The sequence below is a fragment of the Erythrobacter insulae genome, assembly GCF_007004095.1.
GTDB lineage: Bacteria > Pseudomonadota > Alphaproteobacteria > Sphingomonadales > Sphingomonadaceae > Erythrobacter > Erythrobacter insulae.
Genome location: NZ_VHJK01000001.1, coordinates 978,409 through 995,875, shown reverse-complemented (window position 1 = coordinate 995,875; position 17,467 = coordinate 978,409). Strand labels below are relative to the sequence as shown.

At 58.2% G+C, this 17,467-nt stretch carries 14 protein-coding genes; 8 read left to right on the top strand and 6 right to left on the bottom strand.

The features are described from left to right. Positions 1-74: 74 nt before the first annotated feature. Together ung and FGU71_RS04715 are read left to right on the top strand one after the other, a co-directional pair. Complete coding sequence (gene ung / locus FGU71_RS04720; protein ID WP_142787489.1) at positions 75-764, top strand: uracil-DNA glycosylase; 690 nt, start codon at positions 75-77, stop codon at positions 762-764. Beyond that, positions 761-1,087: a TraR/DksA C4-type zinc finger protein gene (locus FGU71_RS04715; RefSeq protein WP_142787488.1), complete on the top strand. Its 327-nt coding sequence runs from the start codon at positions 761-763 to the stop codon at positions 1,085-1,087. Before ung ends, FGU71_RS04715 begins: the two co-directional genes overlap by 4 nt. A gap of 12 nt (positions 1,088-1,099) precedes the next feature. Here the strand turns inward: FGU71_RS04715 and FGU71_RS04710 are convergent, their stop codons facing one another. Then, positions 1,100-1,570, bottom strand: a complete 471-nt coding sequence (locus FGU71_RS04710) for an Lrp/AsnC family transcriptional regulator (RefSeq protein WP_142787487.1) — start codon at positions 1,568-1,570, stop codon at positions 1,100-1,102. A 112-nt stretch (positions 1,571-1,682) separates the two neighbouring features. On the opposite strand from FGU71_RS04710, the gene FGU71_RS04705 reads away from it, so the two are divergent. Beyond that, positions 1,683-2,696, top strand: coding sequence for a TolB family protein (locus FGU71_RS04705; protein ID WP_142787486.1), 1,014 nt, complete (start codon positions 1,683-1,685; stop codon positions 2,694-2,696). Here FGU71_RS04705 and FGU71_RS04700 read toward each other — a convergent pair. The 5 genes from FGU71_RS04700 to FGU71_RS04680 form a co-directional block, all read right to left on the bottom strand. After that, positions 2,693-3,943 carry a carbohydrate porin gene (locus FGU71_RS04700; RefSeq protein WP_142787485.1) on the bottom strand — a complete coding sequence of 417 codons (1,251 nt, stop codon included), beginning with the start codon at positions 3,941-3,943 and terminating at the stop codon, positions 2,693-2,695. The two genes, FGU71_RS04705 and FGU71_RS04700, sit on opposite strands and share 4 nt — an antisense overlap. A gap of 242 nt (positions 3,944-4,185) precedes the next feature. Then, complete coding sequence (locus tag FGU71_RS04695) at positions 4,186-5,622, bottom strand: glutamate synthase subunit beta (protein ID WP_142787484.1); 1,437 nt, start codon at positions 5,620-5,622, stop codon at positions 4,186-4,188. A gap of 11 nt (positions 5,623-5,633) precedes the next feature. Continuing rightward, positions 5,634-10,274 carry a glutamate synthase large subunit gene (gene gltB, locus FGU71_RS04690; protein WP_142787483.1) on the bottom strand — a complete coding sequence of 1,547 codons (4,641 nt, stop codon included), beginning with the start codon at positions 10,272-10,274 and terminating at the stop codon, positions 5,634-5,636. Between the two features lie 275 nt (positions 10,275-10,549). Next, positions 10,550-11,710, bottom strand: a complete 1,161-nt coding sequence (locus FGU71_RS04685; protein ID WP_142787482.1) for a VIT1/CCC1 transporter family protein — start codon at positions 11,708-11,710, stop codon at positions 10,550-10,552. 37 nt (positions 11,711-11,747) lie between these two features. Beyond that, positions 11,748-13,013, bottom strand: a complete 1,266-nt coding sequence (locus FGU71_RS04680; protein WP_142787481.1) for a TIGR04063 family PEP-CTERM/XrtA system glycosyltransferase — start codon at positions 13,011-13,013, stop codon at positions 11,748-11,750. Positions 13,014-13,128: 115 nt separating this feature from the next. On the opposite strand from FGU71_RS04680, the gene FGU71_RS04675 reads away from it, so the two are divergent. From FGU71_RS04675 to FGU71_RS04655, 5 genes are all read left to right on the top strand, one after another. After that, positions 13,129-13,344: a hypothetical protein gene (locus FGU71_RS04675; RefSeq protein WP_142787480.1), complete on the top strand. Its 216-nt coding sequence runs from the start codon at positions 13,129-13,131 to the stop codon at positions 13,342-13,344. Then, on the top strand, positions 13,344-14,762 hold the full coding sequence (locus FGU71_RS04670) for a putative O-glycosylation ligase, exosortase A system-associated (protein WP_142787479.1): 1,419 nt from the start codon (positions 13,344-13,346) through the stop codon (positions 14,760-14,762). The genes FGU71_RS04675 and FGU71_RS04670 overlap by 1 nt, the downstream gene beginning before the upstream one ends. Positions 14,763-14,875: 113 nt before the next feature. Next, positions 14,876-15,325 (top strand): MaoC family dehydratase, encoded by a 450-nt coding sequence (locus tag FGU71_RS04665; RefSeq protein ID WP_142787478.1) that lies wholly within the window; start codon positions 14,876-14,878, stop codon positions 15,323-15,325. A gap of 78 nt (positions 15,326-15,403) precedes the next feature. Then, entirely contained in the window at positions 15,404-16,585 is a 1,182-nt protein-coding gene (locus FGU71_RS04660) for an acetyl-CoA C-acyltransferase (protein ID WP_142787477.1), read from the top strand. Positions 16,586-16,861: 276 nt separating this feature from the next. After that, positions 16,862-17,461: a DUF4126 domain-containing protein gene (locus FGU71_RS04655; protein ID WP_142787476.1), complete on the top strand. Its 600-nt coding sequence runs from the start codon at positions 16,862-16,864 to the stop codon at positions 17,459-17,461. Positions 17,462-17,467: the final 6 nt, after the last annotated feature.

Sequence of the window (17,467 nt, the reverse complement as noted above, 5' to 3'; positions counted from 1 at the left end):
CCCTACGCCACATCATTGGCTAGGGAAAGAGGGGGATAGAGGGAAAGCGGCCAGTGGTGTAGCCTGCGTCAGTAATGGCGAGTGACGATATCCCTGAAAGCTGGCGCGGCGCGCTGGAACCTGCGTTGGCCACCGATGAATCGCGGGGGCTGGGCGGATGGCTGCGAATGCAGGAAGATGCAGGCAAGGTTGTATATCCGCCGCGCGGACAGCGATTGAATGCGCTGGCTCTGACCCCGCTGGATAGCGTGCGGGCCGTGATCCTTGGTCAGGACCCGTATCATGGGCCGGGGCAGGCGCATGGATTGGCGTTTTCGGTGCAGCGCGGGGTGAAACTGCCGCCGTCGCTGGTCAATGTGTACAAAGAGCTGGAAAGTGATCTCGGCATCGAGCCGCCCGATCACGGCAACCTGACCCGCTGGGCCGAGCAGGGCGTGCTGCTTCTCAACAACACTTTAACCGTCGAATCTGGGCAAGCGGGCAGCCATGCCGGGCGCGGATGGGACGCGATCACCGATGCAGCGGTTGCCGCTGTCGCAGAACGGGGCGAGCCTGCCGTATTCATTTTATGGGGCAGCCATGCGGCGAAAAAAGCGGGCCGGATTGCGGCGCTCGGGCGCGGGGATCATCATCTGGTCTTGAAGGCTCCGCACCCCAGCCCGCTGTCCTCCTATCGCGGTTTCTTTGGCTCAAAGCCCTTCAGTCAGACGAATGCGTTTCTGGCAAGCCGGGGACGCGGCCAGATCGACTGGAGGCTGGATTGACCGAGGACGAAGCCAAAGCGGCTTTGATCGCGCGTCAGGCCGACCTGGTCGAGGAAGACCGGATTTCGGGTGAAGCCCGTGCGCCTGTTACCTTGCAACAGGATAGCGTCGGGCGCCTGTCGCGTATGGACGCAATGCAGCAGCAGGCCATGGCGCAGGCGCAGGAGCGCCGCCGCGCTGCAGAGCGCAGCCGGATCGCGGCGGCTCTGGTGCGGATTGAACAGGGCGAATGGGGTTATTGCGCGCGCTGCGGTGAAGACATTGCCGAAAAACGGCTGAGAAACGATCCGAGTGTGGCAACTTGCGTAAAATGCGCAGGTTAGGCTGCGCCTGGATTAAATCGGCAGCGCCGTTTCATATTTGATCCTGGAATAGACGACATGTGACGTACAGCGGCGCACCGCCTTGTCCTGCAAGACGTATTCTTGAAGCCACGCTTCAAACCGCTCCATTCCCGGCATGATGACGTGCAAGATCAAATCGACTTCACCCGTCACGCTATAACACTGGGTGATTTCCGGGGCTTCGCGAATGCGGCGTTTCAGGCGATCATAATCGGCGCTGTGTTCTTCCCGCATTGTCACGACAACGACGATTTCGATTCCGGCGGTTTCCGGTTCGATCAGGGCGACTTCGGCTTTGATCCGTCCGTTGGATCGCAGCCGCTTCAACCTCCGCCGAAAACTCGATACCGACATGCCGACCGCGTCAGCGAGCATCTCTGGCGACCGTCTGATATCCTTCTGCACTTCTCTCAGGATCCGGCGATCGGCCTCATCCAGCGGCGGTTGATGGCTTTCGTTCATTAGAGGGTTATAGATGACCGAAAACAGTCATTAAAGAGGCGATTTAGATCGCCACCAGTTTTGCCCAATCCGTAAAACCCTATCCACAGCGGAGGGGCTGATAAGGATAACCATGATGAAACAAGGCTTTATATATGCCGCCGCAGCCACATTTGCCACCGGTGCGGGCTTTGCATTGCTCGGCAATTCGGCGGCGCAATCGGCCCGCGATACCTCCGCCGATGCGACAAGCACCGCACCCCGCGCCGCGCAGCTATTTGCGCCAGAGGACCTGAGGCAATCAGGCAGGATCACGTTCACTCCGGCGATCTCGCCTGATGGTCAGACCCTGTATTTCCCTCAGGCTGACTGCGCACTTATCTGGGAGTGCCCGCAGGAATTGTTCATGGCGAAACGCGAAGGCTCAGGCTGGTCAAAGCCGCTGAAGGTCGAAGTGACGGCAGGTGAGCGCGTTGAGTGGCCTAGTTTCTCACCCGACGGAAGGTATCTGCTTTTCTCTTGGGCGACGCAGCGCGCGCGCCATGGCCGCGACGTGTTTGAGGATTTCGATCTGTACCGGCTCGATCTGAGTCGCGAGGGCGCCGAGCCTGAGCCTATCGACGAGCCCGATATCAACCGGATACGGTCAGGGCGGCTCGCAAAACTGCGCTTCGTCCACAATGAAACAGCGCCAAATTTGACGGTCGATGGTGATCTGTATTTCTGGACAGAGCGGCTGGACGGTGTCGGCAACCGGGATGTCTATGTTGCGCCCGCTGCGCCGGGAGGCGGTTTTCAGGCAGCGCGTCCAGTTGAAGGTCCGGTCAATTCGCCCGGCAATGACGCAGGGGCGTGGGTCAATCCGGCAGGCGATCTGATGCTTGTCAATTATTCTGACCGGGGCGGATCAGGCAGCACTGATGTTTTTCTTTCGGTGAAACGCGATGACATCTGGAGCGATCCGGTCAATCTCGGCGCTTCGATCAATTCGGCAAACAATGATTTTGCAGCCCGAATTACTCCGGATAATCAACACGTATTGTTCACGTCAGACCGGCCTGTCGGCGCGGCGGAACCCGGACTGTTTCAAGTCTGGAGCGTGCCTGTTTCCAGCATCCCCAAATTGAAAAACGCCCTCAGCCGTTAAAACCCTGTCGTCAGGCGCATACCAAAGATGACGCCGGTATCACGAACCGCGATTGCGCTGTCGATGACTTGCACATTGGCGGTCAGTTCAAACTTGTCGGCGATGCCGAAAGTGTAAAATATCTCGACCCCCTCTTCATCTTCAAGCGGGATGCGCGGGCCCAGAACTGTGACGAGATCATCGGTCAGGGAATAGCGGAAATAGCCCGCGCCAAAGCGGTCCTGTGTGCGTTTGCGCGGGTTGCCGGAAATGCCGAAAAAGCCGCTTTTATCAAGGAAGGTTGGATCGCCAAGCGAAGCATAAACCTGACCGAAAAAGCCCCAACCCTTGCCCGGCGATTCGGGATACACTTCGAGGAATTGATACGCGGCCAATACGGCTGCAAATTCGCCAGACGTGTTGCCAAAGGCGCTTCCCGGAGCGGGGACGAGGACGGCGGGCAGATTGCTGGCCGAAATGTCATCACGCGTCGAGCCTGTCAGTTTAAGCGCATAATATCCCGGAGCCCCGCCGATTTTTACTGGCACCGTAACCGATCCCAGAAACCCCACTCCGCTTTCAAAACCGGTTTCAAAACCTGTGCGTTCATACTGCGAATCGGGATCAAACACCCAAAGCCGGAACAGCGCATCGTCCGTCGGCACGGTCAGCAACGCCCCGGTTAGCGTGTTGGGGATGACAGCCGAAGGCGGAAGAGCGAAGCTGAGATTCTGGAACCCGCGATGCCCGTCGCTTCCCACAACCGGCAATTGACCGCCCAGATCCAGCACGTTGACTTTACCCACGGTCAGCGAGGTGCCCGATTTCCAACGCTTGGTAAGGCTGGCCGAGACATCGAAGTCACCTGACGTCTCTCCGCGGAAAAGGGCGGTGTTGTTGGGGATCAGGCCAATCGTCCCGTTTGAATCTTCACCCCATGTATATTCGGGGCGGACGGTCAGAGTGAAACTGTCATCAAGGCCGAATGCGCTGCCGCTGATATCGACATAGGCATCCACGCGCCCGCTATATCGCAATGTGTTCGCGGCATCGCCAGAAATTGGCGCATCCACGAATTGCGACGCGACAAGCCGGGCGCGGATCGGGCCGTCTTTTTCAACGTCTTTGTTGCCCGGCGCAGCATCGGCCAATCCGGTTTCGTCCGAAGGCGCGGGAAGATCGGTCGTGCTTTGGCCGGTCGGCGCGGAAATTGACCCATCGCCGGCCCACACTGATTGCGCCGTGCAGGCCGCCATAATACCGATCACGCGAATAGTAGTAGAGCGGTTAAAGCCGTTCCCTAGCTTGTCTGACTGTGCGATCCTAATCTTCCCCAAACAATTCAGGTGCTTGCAGTCACCACGAACCGGGCGGTACTGTCAAGAAACACCTAAGCGATTGCGGAGGGTTCTATTCTAATCGTCGCGCTCCGGGATTGTATCCGAGCGACATTGCGGACAGATCAATCCGAAATTTAAAGTTTACTGGCGCGGCCCATGCGCAGGCAAAGTTATCGGGGTAATTCCGAAACGCCCATTAGCATTTCATCGACACTGCGCGCGCATTGGCGACCTTCGCGGATGGCCCATACGACGAGGCTCTGACCGCGTCGCATATCGCCGCAGGCGAATACGCCGGGGACGTTGGTTACATAATCATCCGTGTTTGCATCCACATTGCCGCGATCCGTCAGATCGACGCCGACCTGTTCAAGCAAGCCGGCTTTTTTCGGGCCGGTGAAGCCCATCGCCAGCAAGATAAGATCGGCCGGGATTGTGAAGGTGCTGCCTTCGATTTCCCGCATTTGGCCATCGACCCACTGAACGCGGGCGCATTCCAGGCCAGTGGTCTTTTCGCCATCGCCGATCACGCGCTTCGTCAAAACCGCCCAGTCACGCTCGGCGCCTTCTTCGTGGCTCGAAGACGTCCGCAGTTTCAGCGGCCAATCGGGCCATGTCAGCGCCTTGTCTTCTTTTTCCGGCGGTTTTGGCATGATTTCCAGCTGCGTCACGCTTTTCGCGCCCTGACGGTTGGATGTACCAACACAGTCGCTGCCGGTGTCACCGCCGCCGATGACGACAACATCTTTGCCGGTCGCCAGCAGGCTGCCGCGCGGTGCGGCGCGGACTTCATCATCGCCAGCATTGCGTTTGTTTTGCTGGGTCAGGAATTCCATGGCGAGCCGCACACCAGGCATTTCAGCGCCCGGAATGGCCAGCTGACGTGCAGCTTCCGAACCACCCGAAAGCACGACTGCGTCGAAGTTTTCCTGGAGACTTTGGAAAGACACATCGACGCCGACTTCTTTGCTCGTGCGGAATTCGACGCCCTCTGCCTGCATCTGAAGACAGCGGCGGCTGATCAGGTGCTTTTCCATCTTGAAATCGGGGATGCCGTAACGCAGCAAACCGCCAACCCGGTCGCTTTTTTCAAACAGGGTGACGCTGTGCCCGGCCCGCGCGAGTTGCTGCGCACAGGCCATACCAGCCGGACCGGATCCGACCACGGCGACTGATTTGCCGGTCTTTTCCTCCGGCACTTGCGGTTTGATCCAGTCTTCTTTCCACCCTCGATCGACAATCGCACATTCGATGCTTTTGATCGTGACCGGTTGGTCAACAATGTTCAGCGTGCAGCTTGCTTCGCATGGGGCAGGGCAGATGCGCCCGGTAAATTCGGGGAAATTGTTGGTCGAATGAAGCATGTCGAGCGCATTCCGCCAGTCATTTTCATAGACCAGATGATTCCAGTCCGGGATCATATTGTTCACCGGACAACCATTGTGACAATACGGGATACCGCAATCCATACAGCGCGAAGCCTGCGCCGAAAGCGTCGCATCGTCCGGCTGGATTACGAATTCGCGGTAATTGCTCAGCCGCTCTTTAGGATCGAGATAATCCCGCTCGCGGCGATCCAGTTCAAGAAATCCCGTATCTTTACCCATGGTTCTGACCCTTATTCCGCCGCGACCGAGGCAGCTTCTATCCGCTCGGCTTCGAGAGTTTCGAGCGCGTTTTTGTAATCGCGCGGCATTACCTTCACAAACTTGCCAAGCGCCGTGTCGAAATCGCTCAGCAATTCGCCAGCGATTGTGCTGCCGGTGTGCAATTGATGCCGTTCAAGCAAGATACGCAGCCTTTCCGCATCGTGACGCAGCATATCGCCCATTCCGTAATCGCGCACCGATTGCGGACGCTGTGCCGGACGGCCCGTGCCCTCGTCTGGATCGGTGTCTGCGGAGATCGGGACAAGATCGACCTGCGCATGGTTGACCAGTTCATTGAATTTGCCGTGCGGGTCATAGACATAGGCGACACCGCCGCTCATGCCTGCGGCAAAATTGCGCCCTGTTTCGCCCAGAACAACCACGACGCCGCCGGTCATATATTCGCAGGCATGGTCGCCCGCGCCTTCGACCACGGCGATTGCGCCGGAATTGCGCACTGCGAACCGTTCGCCTGCAACACCGCTGAAATAGGCTTCTCCGGCAATTGCGCCGTACAGCACTGTATTGCCGACGATGATATTGTCGCTGGCATTGCGCGGGGCGTTTTCGGGCTGGCGCACGATAATGCGTCCGCCCGAAAGGCCTTTGCCGACATAATCATTGGCATCGCCGACCAGATCGAGCGTGACACCGTGGGCCAGCCAGGCACCAAAACTCTGCCCGGCAACACCGGTAAGATTGATCCGTACAGTTTCCACCGGCAAGCCTTCATGGCCATGCGCCTTGGCGATTTCGCCAGAGAGCATCGCGCCGGCCGTCCGGTTCACATTGCGGATTTGATAGTCCAGCTGAACCGGCGTCTTGGCCTCGATCGCGTCTTTCGCATCGGCAATAAAGGTATTGTCGAGCGCCGCGCCAAGGCCGTGGTCCTGCGTTCCGGTGTTGTGCAGCGGTGCGCCTTCGGGAAGATCGACCGTGTGCAACAGGCGTGAAAGGTTGATCCCGCGCGCTTTCCAATGGCGGTGCATACGGGTCATATCGAGACGATCGACCCGGCCGACCATTTCTTCGACAGTCCGGAAACCCATCTCGGCCATGATCCCGCGCAGTTCCTCTGCAACAAAGAACATGTAATTGACCACATGCTCGGGCTGACCGGTAAAGCGTTTGCGCAGTTCCGGGTCCTGTGTTGCAACGCCGACCGGGCAAGTGTTGAGGTGGCATTTGCGCATCATGATGCACCCGGCCGCAATCAGAGGCGCCGTGGCAAAGCCGAATTCGTCCGCGCCCAGCAATGCACCAATGGCGACATCGCGTCCCGTGCGCAGTCCGCCATCAACCTGAACCGCGATCCGGCTTCGAAGATCATTGAGCAGCAGCGTTTGCTGGGTCTCGGCAAGGCCGATTTCCCAAGGGCTACCCGCATGCGTAAGCGAAGTAAGCGGCGATGCCCCGGTACCGCCATCATAACCTGAAATGGTGACGTGATCCGCGCGCGCTTTGGAAACACCCGCAGCCACTGTGCCCACGCCCACTTCGGATACGAGTTTTACCGAAATCCGCGCATTCGTGTTCACGTTTTTCAGATCATGGATCAGCTGTGCGAGATCTTCGATTGAATAGATATCGTGGTGCGGTGGCGGCGAAATCAGGCCGACGCCCGGAGTTGAATGACGCACCGCGCCGATGCGCTTGTCGACCTTGTGACCGGGCAGCTGGCCGCCTTCGCCGGGTTTTGCGCCTTGCGCCATTTTGATCTGGATATCGTCGGAATTGACGAGATATTCGGTCGTTACGCCAAACCGGCCAGAGGCGACCTGTTTGATCCGGCTGCGCATTGAATCGCCATTGTCCAAAGGAGTGAAACGGAACGGTTCTTCGCCCCCTTCGCCCGTGTTTGAACGTCCGCCGATCCGGTTCATGGCAAGCGCCATGGTCGAGTGGGCTTCGTGGCTGATTGAACCAAGGCTCATGGCGCCGGTGCTGAACCGTTTCACGATTTCGCTTGCTGGTTCCACTTCATCAAGCGGGATGGCGGTGTCTTCGTTTTTGAATTCGAGCAGGCCGCGAATTGTCAGCAATCGTTCGGATTGCTCATTCACGCTTTTGGCAAACTCTTCGTAATTTTTGGCATCGTTGCCGCGTACTGCGTGCTGCAATTGCGCGACATTTTGCGGGGTCCAGGCGTGTTCCTCTCCGCGCAAACGGTATTGATAGATACCGCCCACATCCAGCATGCCTTTGTACAGCGGGTTATCGCCATATGCCTGCGCATGGCGGCGCATGCTTTCCTCGGCCACTTCGTCGAGACCAACGCCCTCGATAGTGGTCGCCGTGCCGGTAAAGTAGTTTTCGACAAATTCGCTCGACAAACCGACAGCGTCGAAAATCTGAGCGCCGCAATAGGATTGATAGGTCGAAATGCCCATCTTCGACATCACTTTTCGGATGCCTTTGCCGATGGCTTTGATGTAGTTTTTCTCAACCTGTTCGCGGGACAGATCGGAATGTTTGCGCGCGCGGATATCTTCCAGCGTTTCAAACGCGACATACGGGTTGATCGCTTCGGCGCCGTAACCTGCGAGCACGCAGAAATGGTGCACTTCGCGCGCTTCGCCGGTTTCCACCACGAGGCCGGTCTGCATCCGCAGGCCTTGCCGTACGAGATGATGGTGCACCGCCGCGGTTGCCAGCAAAGCAGGCATGGGCACCCGGTTTTCGTCTTGAGCGCGGTCAGACAGGACGAGGATGTTCTGATCCTGCAGCACCGCCTCTGTCGCGGCCCAGCACATTTCCCGGATCGCCAGTTCGACCCCTTCAACGCCCTGTTCGGCATCGAAAGTCATGTCGATGGTCGAGCATCGGAATGCGCCATCCACCACCGATTCCACGGAACGGATTTTCGCCAGATCCTCGTTGGTCAGGATCGGCTGTTTAACCTCAAGCCGTTTGTGCGTTCCGGCATCATGGCCAAGCAGATTGGGGCGCGGGCCAATCATGGAAAGCAGGCTCATCACCAGCTCTTCACGGATCGGGTCAATCGGCGGATTGGTGACCTGCGCGAAATTCTGTTTGAAATAATCGTAAAGCAGCCGCGCCCTGTCCGACAGCACGGCGATGGGTGTGTCGGTGCCCATCGACCCAAGCGGATCATCGGCGTTGATGGCCATCGGCTCTAGGAAGCGCGAGAGGTCTTCCTGAGTGTAGCCGAATGCCTGCTGGCGTTGCAGCAAAGTGGTCTTTTCTTCGGCGATTTCTGACAAATCCGGCTCGATATCGGTGATATCTTCAAGCCGCACCTGCGCTTGTTCAAGCCATTCGGCGAACGGTTCCGAAGTCGCAAGATCGGCCTTAAGCTCGTCATCCTCGATGATGCGACCCTGTTCGAGATCGATCAACAGCATCTTGCCCGGCTGAAGCCGCCATTTGCGTACGATGTCTTCCTCGGCAAAGGGCAGAACGCCGCTTTCCGATGCGAGACAGACGATATCGTCTTTCGTGACGCAGAAGCGCGCCGGACGCAGGCCATTACGGTCCAGCGTCGCGCCGATTTGCCGGCCATCGGTAAAGCACACCGCAGCAGGGCCATCCCACGGTTCCATCAGAGCCGCGTGATATTCGTAAAACGCCCGGCGTTCCGGATCCATCAGCTCATTGCTGTTCCATGCCTCCGGGATCAACATCATCATCGCATGGGCGAGGCTGTACCCACCCGCAATCAACAGCTCGAGAGCATTGTCGAGACACGCGGTGTCAGATTGGCCATGCGGAATGATCGGCCACATCTTGTCCAGATCCGGACCAAGCAGATCGCTTTCCATCGTGCGGCGGCGGGCATTCATCCAGTTCACATTGCCGCGAACCGTGTTGATTTCGCCGTTATGCGCGATGAACCGGAACGGGTGTGCAAGCCGCCAGCTGGGGAATGTGTTGGTCGAAAAACGCTGATGGACGAGGCCAAATGCGGAAACACATTCCGGATCGCGCAGGTCATCGTAAAAACTGCCGACTTGTGTCGCGAGCAGCAATCCTTTGTACACGATTGTCCGGCTCGAAAAGCTCGGCATATATGTATCGGTAAGGCCGGGCAGATTGTGTTTTTCCGATAGGTTCGCCAGCGGATTGAGCGTCTGCTTGCGCAGAGCGAGCAATTTGCGTTCGAACGCGTCCTGATCGGCGCAGCTTTCACCGCGCGCAATAATCGCCTGCTGGATCACCGGCATGGAGGAAATGACGGCATCCCCAAGCCCTTCGAGGGTGGTGGGGACGGTGCGCCATCCAATAAATCGCTGGCCCTCTTTGGCGGCGAGCGCTTCGAATCGCTCTGCCACGAATTCGCGTGCCGCGTCGTCTTGCGGCATAAAACACATTGCGATCGCATAATCGCCGGCTGCTGGCAGATCGAGGTCGTTTTCCTCTGCCCAGCGGCGGATCAAGGCGTCTGGAATCTGCATCAACAGACCCGCGCCATCGCCCAGCAAGGGATCGGCCCCGACTGCGCCGCGATGGTCGAGTTTCTCAAGAATCTCAAGCGATTGCTTGACGATACTATGGCTACGATCGCCCTTGATATGGGCGACCATGCCTACTCCGCAGGCGTCATGTTCGTTGGCTGGGTCATAAAGACCCTGGGAATTGGGGTGTCCCATGGCAAAGTTCCGTTCTGTAAGATGCCACAGTCATCGACACGGTGGTGTCAATGCAGCGGCAGAATGTCGAGCACACTTCCCCAACGGGAATAGCCGCGCTTCGTTTCACATTCTTATTGCCGCCAGAATCGGATTTTTGCAACCGCGAACAGCGAAGTTTTGTTACGCATACCTAAGCATTAGCTTTTCGTTTCATGCGCAACCAATTTGATAAAGGCGGCTTTGACGCCGCTTTGTTGCTGCATTGATATCGCTTTGAGGTAGATAGGCTGGGTCTATGCTGCGCCGCGCAATGTCTGTAATTTGGCCAGAGCATCGCGCAGGTCGCGCGTCGAATTGCGCAGTGCATCGCTGCTATGCTCGCTAGCGGGCGCATCATCATCGAAGCCTTCATCGGTAAACAGCGAAAGCGCCTTCAGGGCTTCTGCCAAAGCGGCATCGGCATGCGCGCTGTGCCGCGATCCGGGGCGCTGACGCTCGGCATTTTGATGATCGTGCAGGGCAGCGGCAAAGCGTTCAACCATATGCACCATGCTCAATTCACCAATCGGAGCCTGCCTTAGCTGTTCCAATGCCGAGGGCGCAGATGGTGCGATCCGGGCGGAAAGAGCGGCGGGTTTTTCGGGCTCAGCAAAATGCGCTTGTTCGTCAATTTCGTGCGCAACCACTTCATCTGCGAGCGCCGGTTCGACTGGTTCTTCGATCCATACGCCGCTGCGACCGGGTGTTTCGGCAAACGCTGCCAGGTCCAATTCAACCGGTTTGGTTTCATCGCGGTCATGCTGACCATCGAAGCGTGATGTATCAGGATCAGATCCAGCAAAACTTTCGTCCATGCTCTCATCTGCGGCGTCGCTCACCTGACCCCCGTCAAGCAGCAGCGGGCTTTCCCACTGGTCTTTGGAGGCTCCGGCTTCGGCGGTTGCCCAATCCTGTTCGAATTCCTCGTTAAGCTCGGCGTCCAGCTCGGGAATTTCCGAAATCGAAAATGGCTCTATCTCGATCGGCGCATCCAGACTGTCACTGCCCAGCTCAGCGATCGGATTGATCGGCTCAATGCCGTCTTGCGCGCTTGTGCTGGCCGGGTCGAAATTCCGGTCACGCAGCTGCCATCGTTTGAAGCCAGAGGCCGCAACCATCGCCAGACCACCGGCGATCAGGGCTGCGATACCAGCGATCACAAACGCAGCGTTCGAGCCCAAGCCGGACAATCCGCTGGCCATGGCTATGCGAAGGATGATGGCGGTGGGCAAAACCAGAACCGACAAAGCGCCAAGAACCGCGCCCCACAGCGCGGTGGCAGGGACAAAGCCCCGCATGCTGGAAATGGGCGATTTGTGTTTGCGGGCTGGTTTGCCGGTCTTTTGATCAGGCACAGTTTTTCTATCCCCGGCTGAGGCTTTGAAATCGGCAATGCGCTTTTTGAAGGCAAACATTTCGCCTGTGCTCCTCGGCTGCCGAAACGGCGTGTTTCTAAGCCCGTAATCTGTGTTGCTGCGCATCGGACGAAGGCCCGTTGTCGCGATTAAGGCTGGCTACCAAAACTTGGTAAACGGATAGATAACGCTGAACATTTGTCGCCCAATCGTGGCGGGTGCGGACGTGATGTTCCGCGCGGCCGCGCAGGGCATCCCAATCCTCGCATGAGGTCAGCATTTCGCCCAGCGCTTCGGCGCAGGCTGCGGGATCATCGGGCGCAAAGAGGAACCCTGTCTCTCCATGCGTAATCAATTCGCGGTGGCCGCCCACATTCGACGCAGCGACAATCCGGCGCTGGGCCATGGCTTCGAGGGGCTTAAGCGGGGTGACAAGATCGGTAAGACGCGAGCGTTTGCGCGGATAGGCAAGCACATCGATCAGCGAATAATACCGCTCCACTTCGGAATGGGGGACCCGGCCTGTAAAGATTACAGATCCGGGGTCTTCGAGTGCGGCGGCTTTGGCCCGCCACTGCGCGTCCATTTCCCCTGCGCCGACCAACAACAGACGGGCGTTGGGGTGGTCGCGGCGCAATAACGGCATGGCTTCGATCAGATCATCGACGCCTTCGTAATCGTAAAAGCTGCCAATATACCCGATCACCGGCGCATCTGGCGCAATGCCGAGCTCGACCGCAAGCGCATCGTCACGCGGCAGTGGTTCGCCAAACATCGAAAGATCGACCCCGTTGGGACTCACGCCGATTTTCCCCGGTGCAATTCCGCGCTTGATCAGATCATCGCGCAAGCCCTGACAGATGGTGAAAACCGCATCGGCGCGTTTTACCACCTGCGTTTCCAATGAACGGGTGAGGCGATATTTGGCCGATCCTTCGGTGCCGGTGCGATTGCCGACGGCTGCATCCTCCCAAAAGGCGCGGATCTCGTAGACAAACGGGATGCCGAGCGCTTGGGCTGCGCGGTGCGCGCCTCCGCCGCAAAGCGCGGGCGAGTGCGCATGGATAATGTCCGGCCGCCATTCCTTTGCCAGCTCCTGGATTGATGCCGAAAGCGCGGCCATTTCGCGCAATTCGCTGACCATCATCGGGCCATGCGGAGTGCCGGCGGTGCGGTGAAAGATCAGTCCGTCGACATTTTCGACCTGCACCTGTGCCGGTGCCTCCAGCTGATGGCGCTGTGATGTGATCCCGCGCACTTCAAGCCCGGCGGCTTGCTGCGCTTTCAAAATGGCGCGCGTGCGAAAGGTATAGCCGCTGTGCAGTGGCAGAGAATGGTCAAGAACATGCAGAATCCGTGTCATGCGAAGCCTTTTGGCACATTGTGCTTAACGGACCGTCAACCGCGTTCGTGTATCGCGATTTTCAAGAATGCAGGCAATCTGTCCGTATCTCAGCGCCAAAGGCCCGTTAAACAGCATGATCGATTACATCGCCCTTTCAGTTGGACATGGCCTATTGGCGTTTGCGTTCTGGCATTTGTTCATGCGGTCGGGCGTTGATGTTGATCCGTTGATCGGTGACATCAGGGATGCCGAAAAAGCCAATCGTCAGGCCACATCGATCGCGGGCCGCAATGCGCAGCGCCGGACGAAGACCGAGGGTGCAAAGCAAAGCGGGGTTCGTTCCCGCTGATGCTCGATCTCGTTTTTCTGTCCTTTATTTTTTACGTCCTGCTGCTTGGGCTCAGGCGACCATTCCTGTGGGTACTTTTGTATGTCTATATCGACATCATCGCGCCGCAGCGGATCGGCTATTCGATCATCACCGATATTCAGATTTCGCTTGTCGCGTTTGGTGCGGCGTTTGGTGGCTGGCTGCTGTTGGATAACAAGGACGGGCTGCGGTTCACGCTAAGGCAGGGATTGATCCTTGCGCTGCTGCTGTATTGTTGGTGGACCACCGGCAATGCCGATTATCCCGATAGCGCGGTGACCAAATGGGATTGGGTCTGGAAAGCATTGCTGTTTGCGCTGTTTTTGCCGTTCACGGTTACCAATCGCGCCCGGATCGAAGGGCTTGCTCTGGTCGTGGTCCTCTCCATCGCAACCATTGTGATCGGTACAGGCATGAAAACTGTGCTTGGCGGGGGCGGGTACGAAAACCTCAAATTCTTCGTCAACGACAATAGCGGCATTTATGAAAGCTCAACGCTAGCGACGGTGGCCATCGCGCTGGTCCCTCTGATCGCGTGGTTTACCCGCTATGGGACGATTTTCCGTCCGCATTGGATCGTCACCGGTTTTGCCGGCGCGTTGATTTTTGCCTGCCTGATGGTGCCGATCGGCACAGAGGCGCGTACCGGGTTGGTGTGTATCGCGGTGCTCGCAGTGCTGATGTTGAGATATGTCAAACACCGCATTCTGTTTATGGCAGCGGGCGCAGCACTGGGTCTCGTGGCGCTGCCGTTTCTGCCGCAAAGCTATTATGACCGGATGAGCACAATTGCGCAGCCCGGCGGCGATGAAAGCGCCTCTACCCGTATGGCCGTCTGGCGCTGGACGATTGATTACGCATCGCGCAATCCGACCGGCGGAGGGTTTGACGCCTATCGCGGCAACAAGTTTACCTATGAAATGCCTGTGACCGAAGAAGCGGGCAGCACCAAAACCATCGAATACCGCGAAGTCACCGATGAAGGCCGCGCCTATCATTCGGCGATATTCGAATTGTTGGGCGAACAAGGATATCCGGGCCTTACGATCTGGCTGCTGTTGCAAGGACTGGGCATCTGGCAAATGGAACAGGTCCGGCGCCGGTGGAAAGGCAAAGATTCCGAAGACGAAGCGTGGATTGCGCCGATGGCATCGTGTTTGCAGATGGCCAGCATGATTTATATTGTCGGCGCCTTGTTTCAGGGGATCGCCTATCAACCGGTGATGCTGATGATCATCGGAGTTCAGATTGGCCTCTTCAATTATACGAAACGGATCGAATCATCGCGGCTGCAACTGGCCCGCTCAACGCGCCGTTTGGCATCCGAAAATGAGAGGTCCGGAACGATTGACGTTGACGTAAACGGCGGCCGCGCTGGCGATGCCGTAACGGCATAATTCCGCGCTCACCTCCATCATTGCGCTAGGCGGTTCTGCCTGCCATGTAGAGCCTCGAAATTGCGCCGGATATGCGGGCTTACCGCGATAGGCGCTCAACTGAGGAGAGCGATATGACCCCGCAGGAATTAGCCGGAAAAGTCGGCGAGACCATCGGCACCAGCGAATGGGCTGAAATGAGCCAGGAACGCATCAATCAATTTGCTGATGCGACCGGCGATCACCAATTCATCCATATCAACGAAGAAGCCGCCAAGATGACGCCTTTCGGCGGCACAATCGCGCACGGTTTTCTGACCCTGTCGATGATCCCGTACCTGTCCGCCAACAGCGACATGCCGAAACTGGACGGTGTGAAGATGGGCGTGAATTATGGCGGCAACAAAACCCGTTTTATCGCGCCGGTCCGTTCGGGCAAGCGCATCCGCGGGCACTGGAAGCTGACCGAAATGGTCGAAAAGCGCCCCGGCCAATGGCAGCAAACATCCGAAATCACGATCGAGATCGAAGGCGAAGACAAGCCTGCGCTGATCTGTGAATGGATCACCCTGCTGTTCGTCTAAGCCCCGGCTCAGACAGCCAATATTCAATTTGCCCCCGCCGCGGGGCTGGATCGTATTACCTTTTGAAAGGACATCCCTATGTCACGTGACGCAGTAATCGTCTCAACCGCCCGCACGCCAATTGGCCGCGCTTACAAAGGCGGCTTTAATGCCACCCCCGGCGCCACCCTTGGTGCCGCTTCTTTTGCTCCTGCTGTCGAGCGCGCCGGTATCGACGCCGCTGAAATCGACGACGTCGTGTGGGGCGCTGTCCTTACGCAAGGGACGCAGGCTGGCAATATCGCCCGCCAGGTCGCCCTTCGCGGCGGCGCTCCTGTTACCGTCGGCGCTCAGACCATCGACCGCCAGTGTTCTTCGGGCCTGATGGCGATCAGCACGGCGGCAAAGCAGATCATCGTCGATAATATGGATGTTGTCGTCGGCGGCGGTCAGGATTCCATTTCCATGGTCCAGACCCCTGAAATGCGCGTCGCGATGGACCCCTCGCTGCTGGCCATGCACAAAAACGTCTATATGCCGATGCTGCAAACCGCCGAAACGGTTGCCGAGCGTTATAACATCAGCCGCGATGCGCAGGACGAATACGCGCTGCAATCGCAGATGCGGACGGCTGCTGGTCAGGAAGCGGGCAAGTTTGACGATGAAATCGTGCCTGTCACCACCACCATGATGGTCAAAGACAAGGCAACCGGCGAAGTCAGCCAGGTCGAGCACACCATGACCAAAGACGAAGGCAACCGCCCTTCGACCACGCTCGAAGGTCTTCAGGGGCTTCAGCCGGTGATGGGTCCGGGCAAAGTCATTACTGCCGGTAACGCATCGCAGCTATCCGATGGTTCGTCCGCTTCGGTTTTGATGGAAGCCAAACTGGCCGAGAAGAAAGGCCTTCAGCCGCTGGGCCGTTATGTCGGCATGGCCGTTGCAGGCACCGAGCCTGACGAGATGGGCATCGGCCCTGTTTTCGCGATCCCGAAACTGCTTAAGCAGACCGGCCTGAAGATGGACGATATCGGCCTGTGGGAGCTGAACGAAGCATTCGCCGTGCAGGTGCTTTACTGCCGCGACAAACTGGGCATTGATAACGACATTCTCAACGTCAATGGCGGCTCGATCTCGATCGGCCACCCATACGGCATGACCGGCGCACGCTGCACCGGCCACGCTCTGATCGAAGGCAAGCGCCGCGGCGCGAAATATGTCGTTGTGACGATGTGCGTCGGCGGCGGCATGGGCGCAGCAGGACTGTTCGAAGTCTTTTGATGAGTTGTTTGCGCTCGCGGTAGTTTGCTGCGCAAAGACCTCCGCGGGGGCGGCCTAACCGGCCGGCGCGCGGTCGCGCTTTGGCTGCCGCGACCAAGAATTAGAAAGGCGGTGCGGGAGCAATCCTGCGCCGCCTTTCTCATTTCGGGAAAGCTGTGTATCGAACCCAAGAGGGTTCGCAAGGCCGACTGGCCGCCCGAGCTGATGCGAGGCCAGGGAACAGGGAAAGCCAAGGATGCGGATGCATCTGCCGGCGTTTGAGGCTACAAACAAAAAATGCCCATCATGGAAATCATCGGTCTAGCAGGCAGTGTCAGCCTATTGAGCGGCTGGAGGCTCTACCTCTGCGTGTTTGCCACCGGCCTTGCGATGCGGCTGGACGCGCTGCCGGTGCCGGAGCATCTGGCGAGCCTTGGCGTGCTGGAAAACCCGTGGGTCATGGGCATCGCCGCGCTGGGCGCGCTGGCGGAGTTCTTTGCCGACAAAGTGATGTGGCTCGATAGCATCTGGGACACGGTGCACACGGCTGTGCGCCCGGTCGGCGGCGCGCTGCTGGCACTGGCGATTGTCGATCCGTCTGATCCCGCGATGCAGGTGATCGCGTTTATGCTGGGCGGCGGGGCGAGCTTTCTGGCGCATGGCGGCAAGGCAAGCGCGCGGGCCGTGGTCAACACCTCGCCCGAACCGGTCAGCAACGCAGTGGTTTCAACCGGAGAGGATATCGCGACAGTCGGCCTGCTGTGGCTCGCTTACGAATATCCGATTGCAGCGGGCAGCATCGCGGTGGTGCTGTTCGCGCTGATGATCGCGCTGCTGTTGATAGCGCGGCGGATTATCAAGCGGGTGTTTTTCAGGTCGCCGAAGGTTGAGCGGTGACGAGTC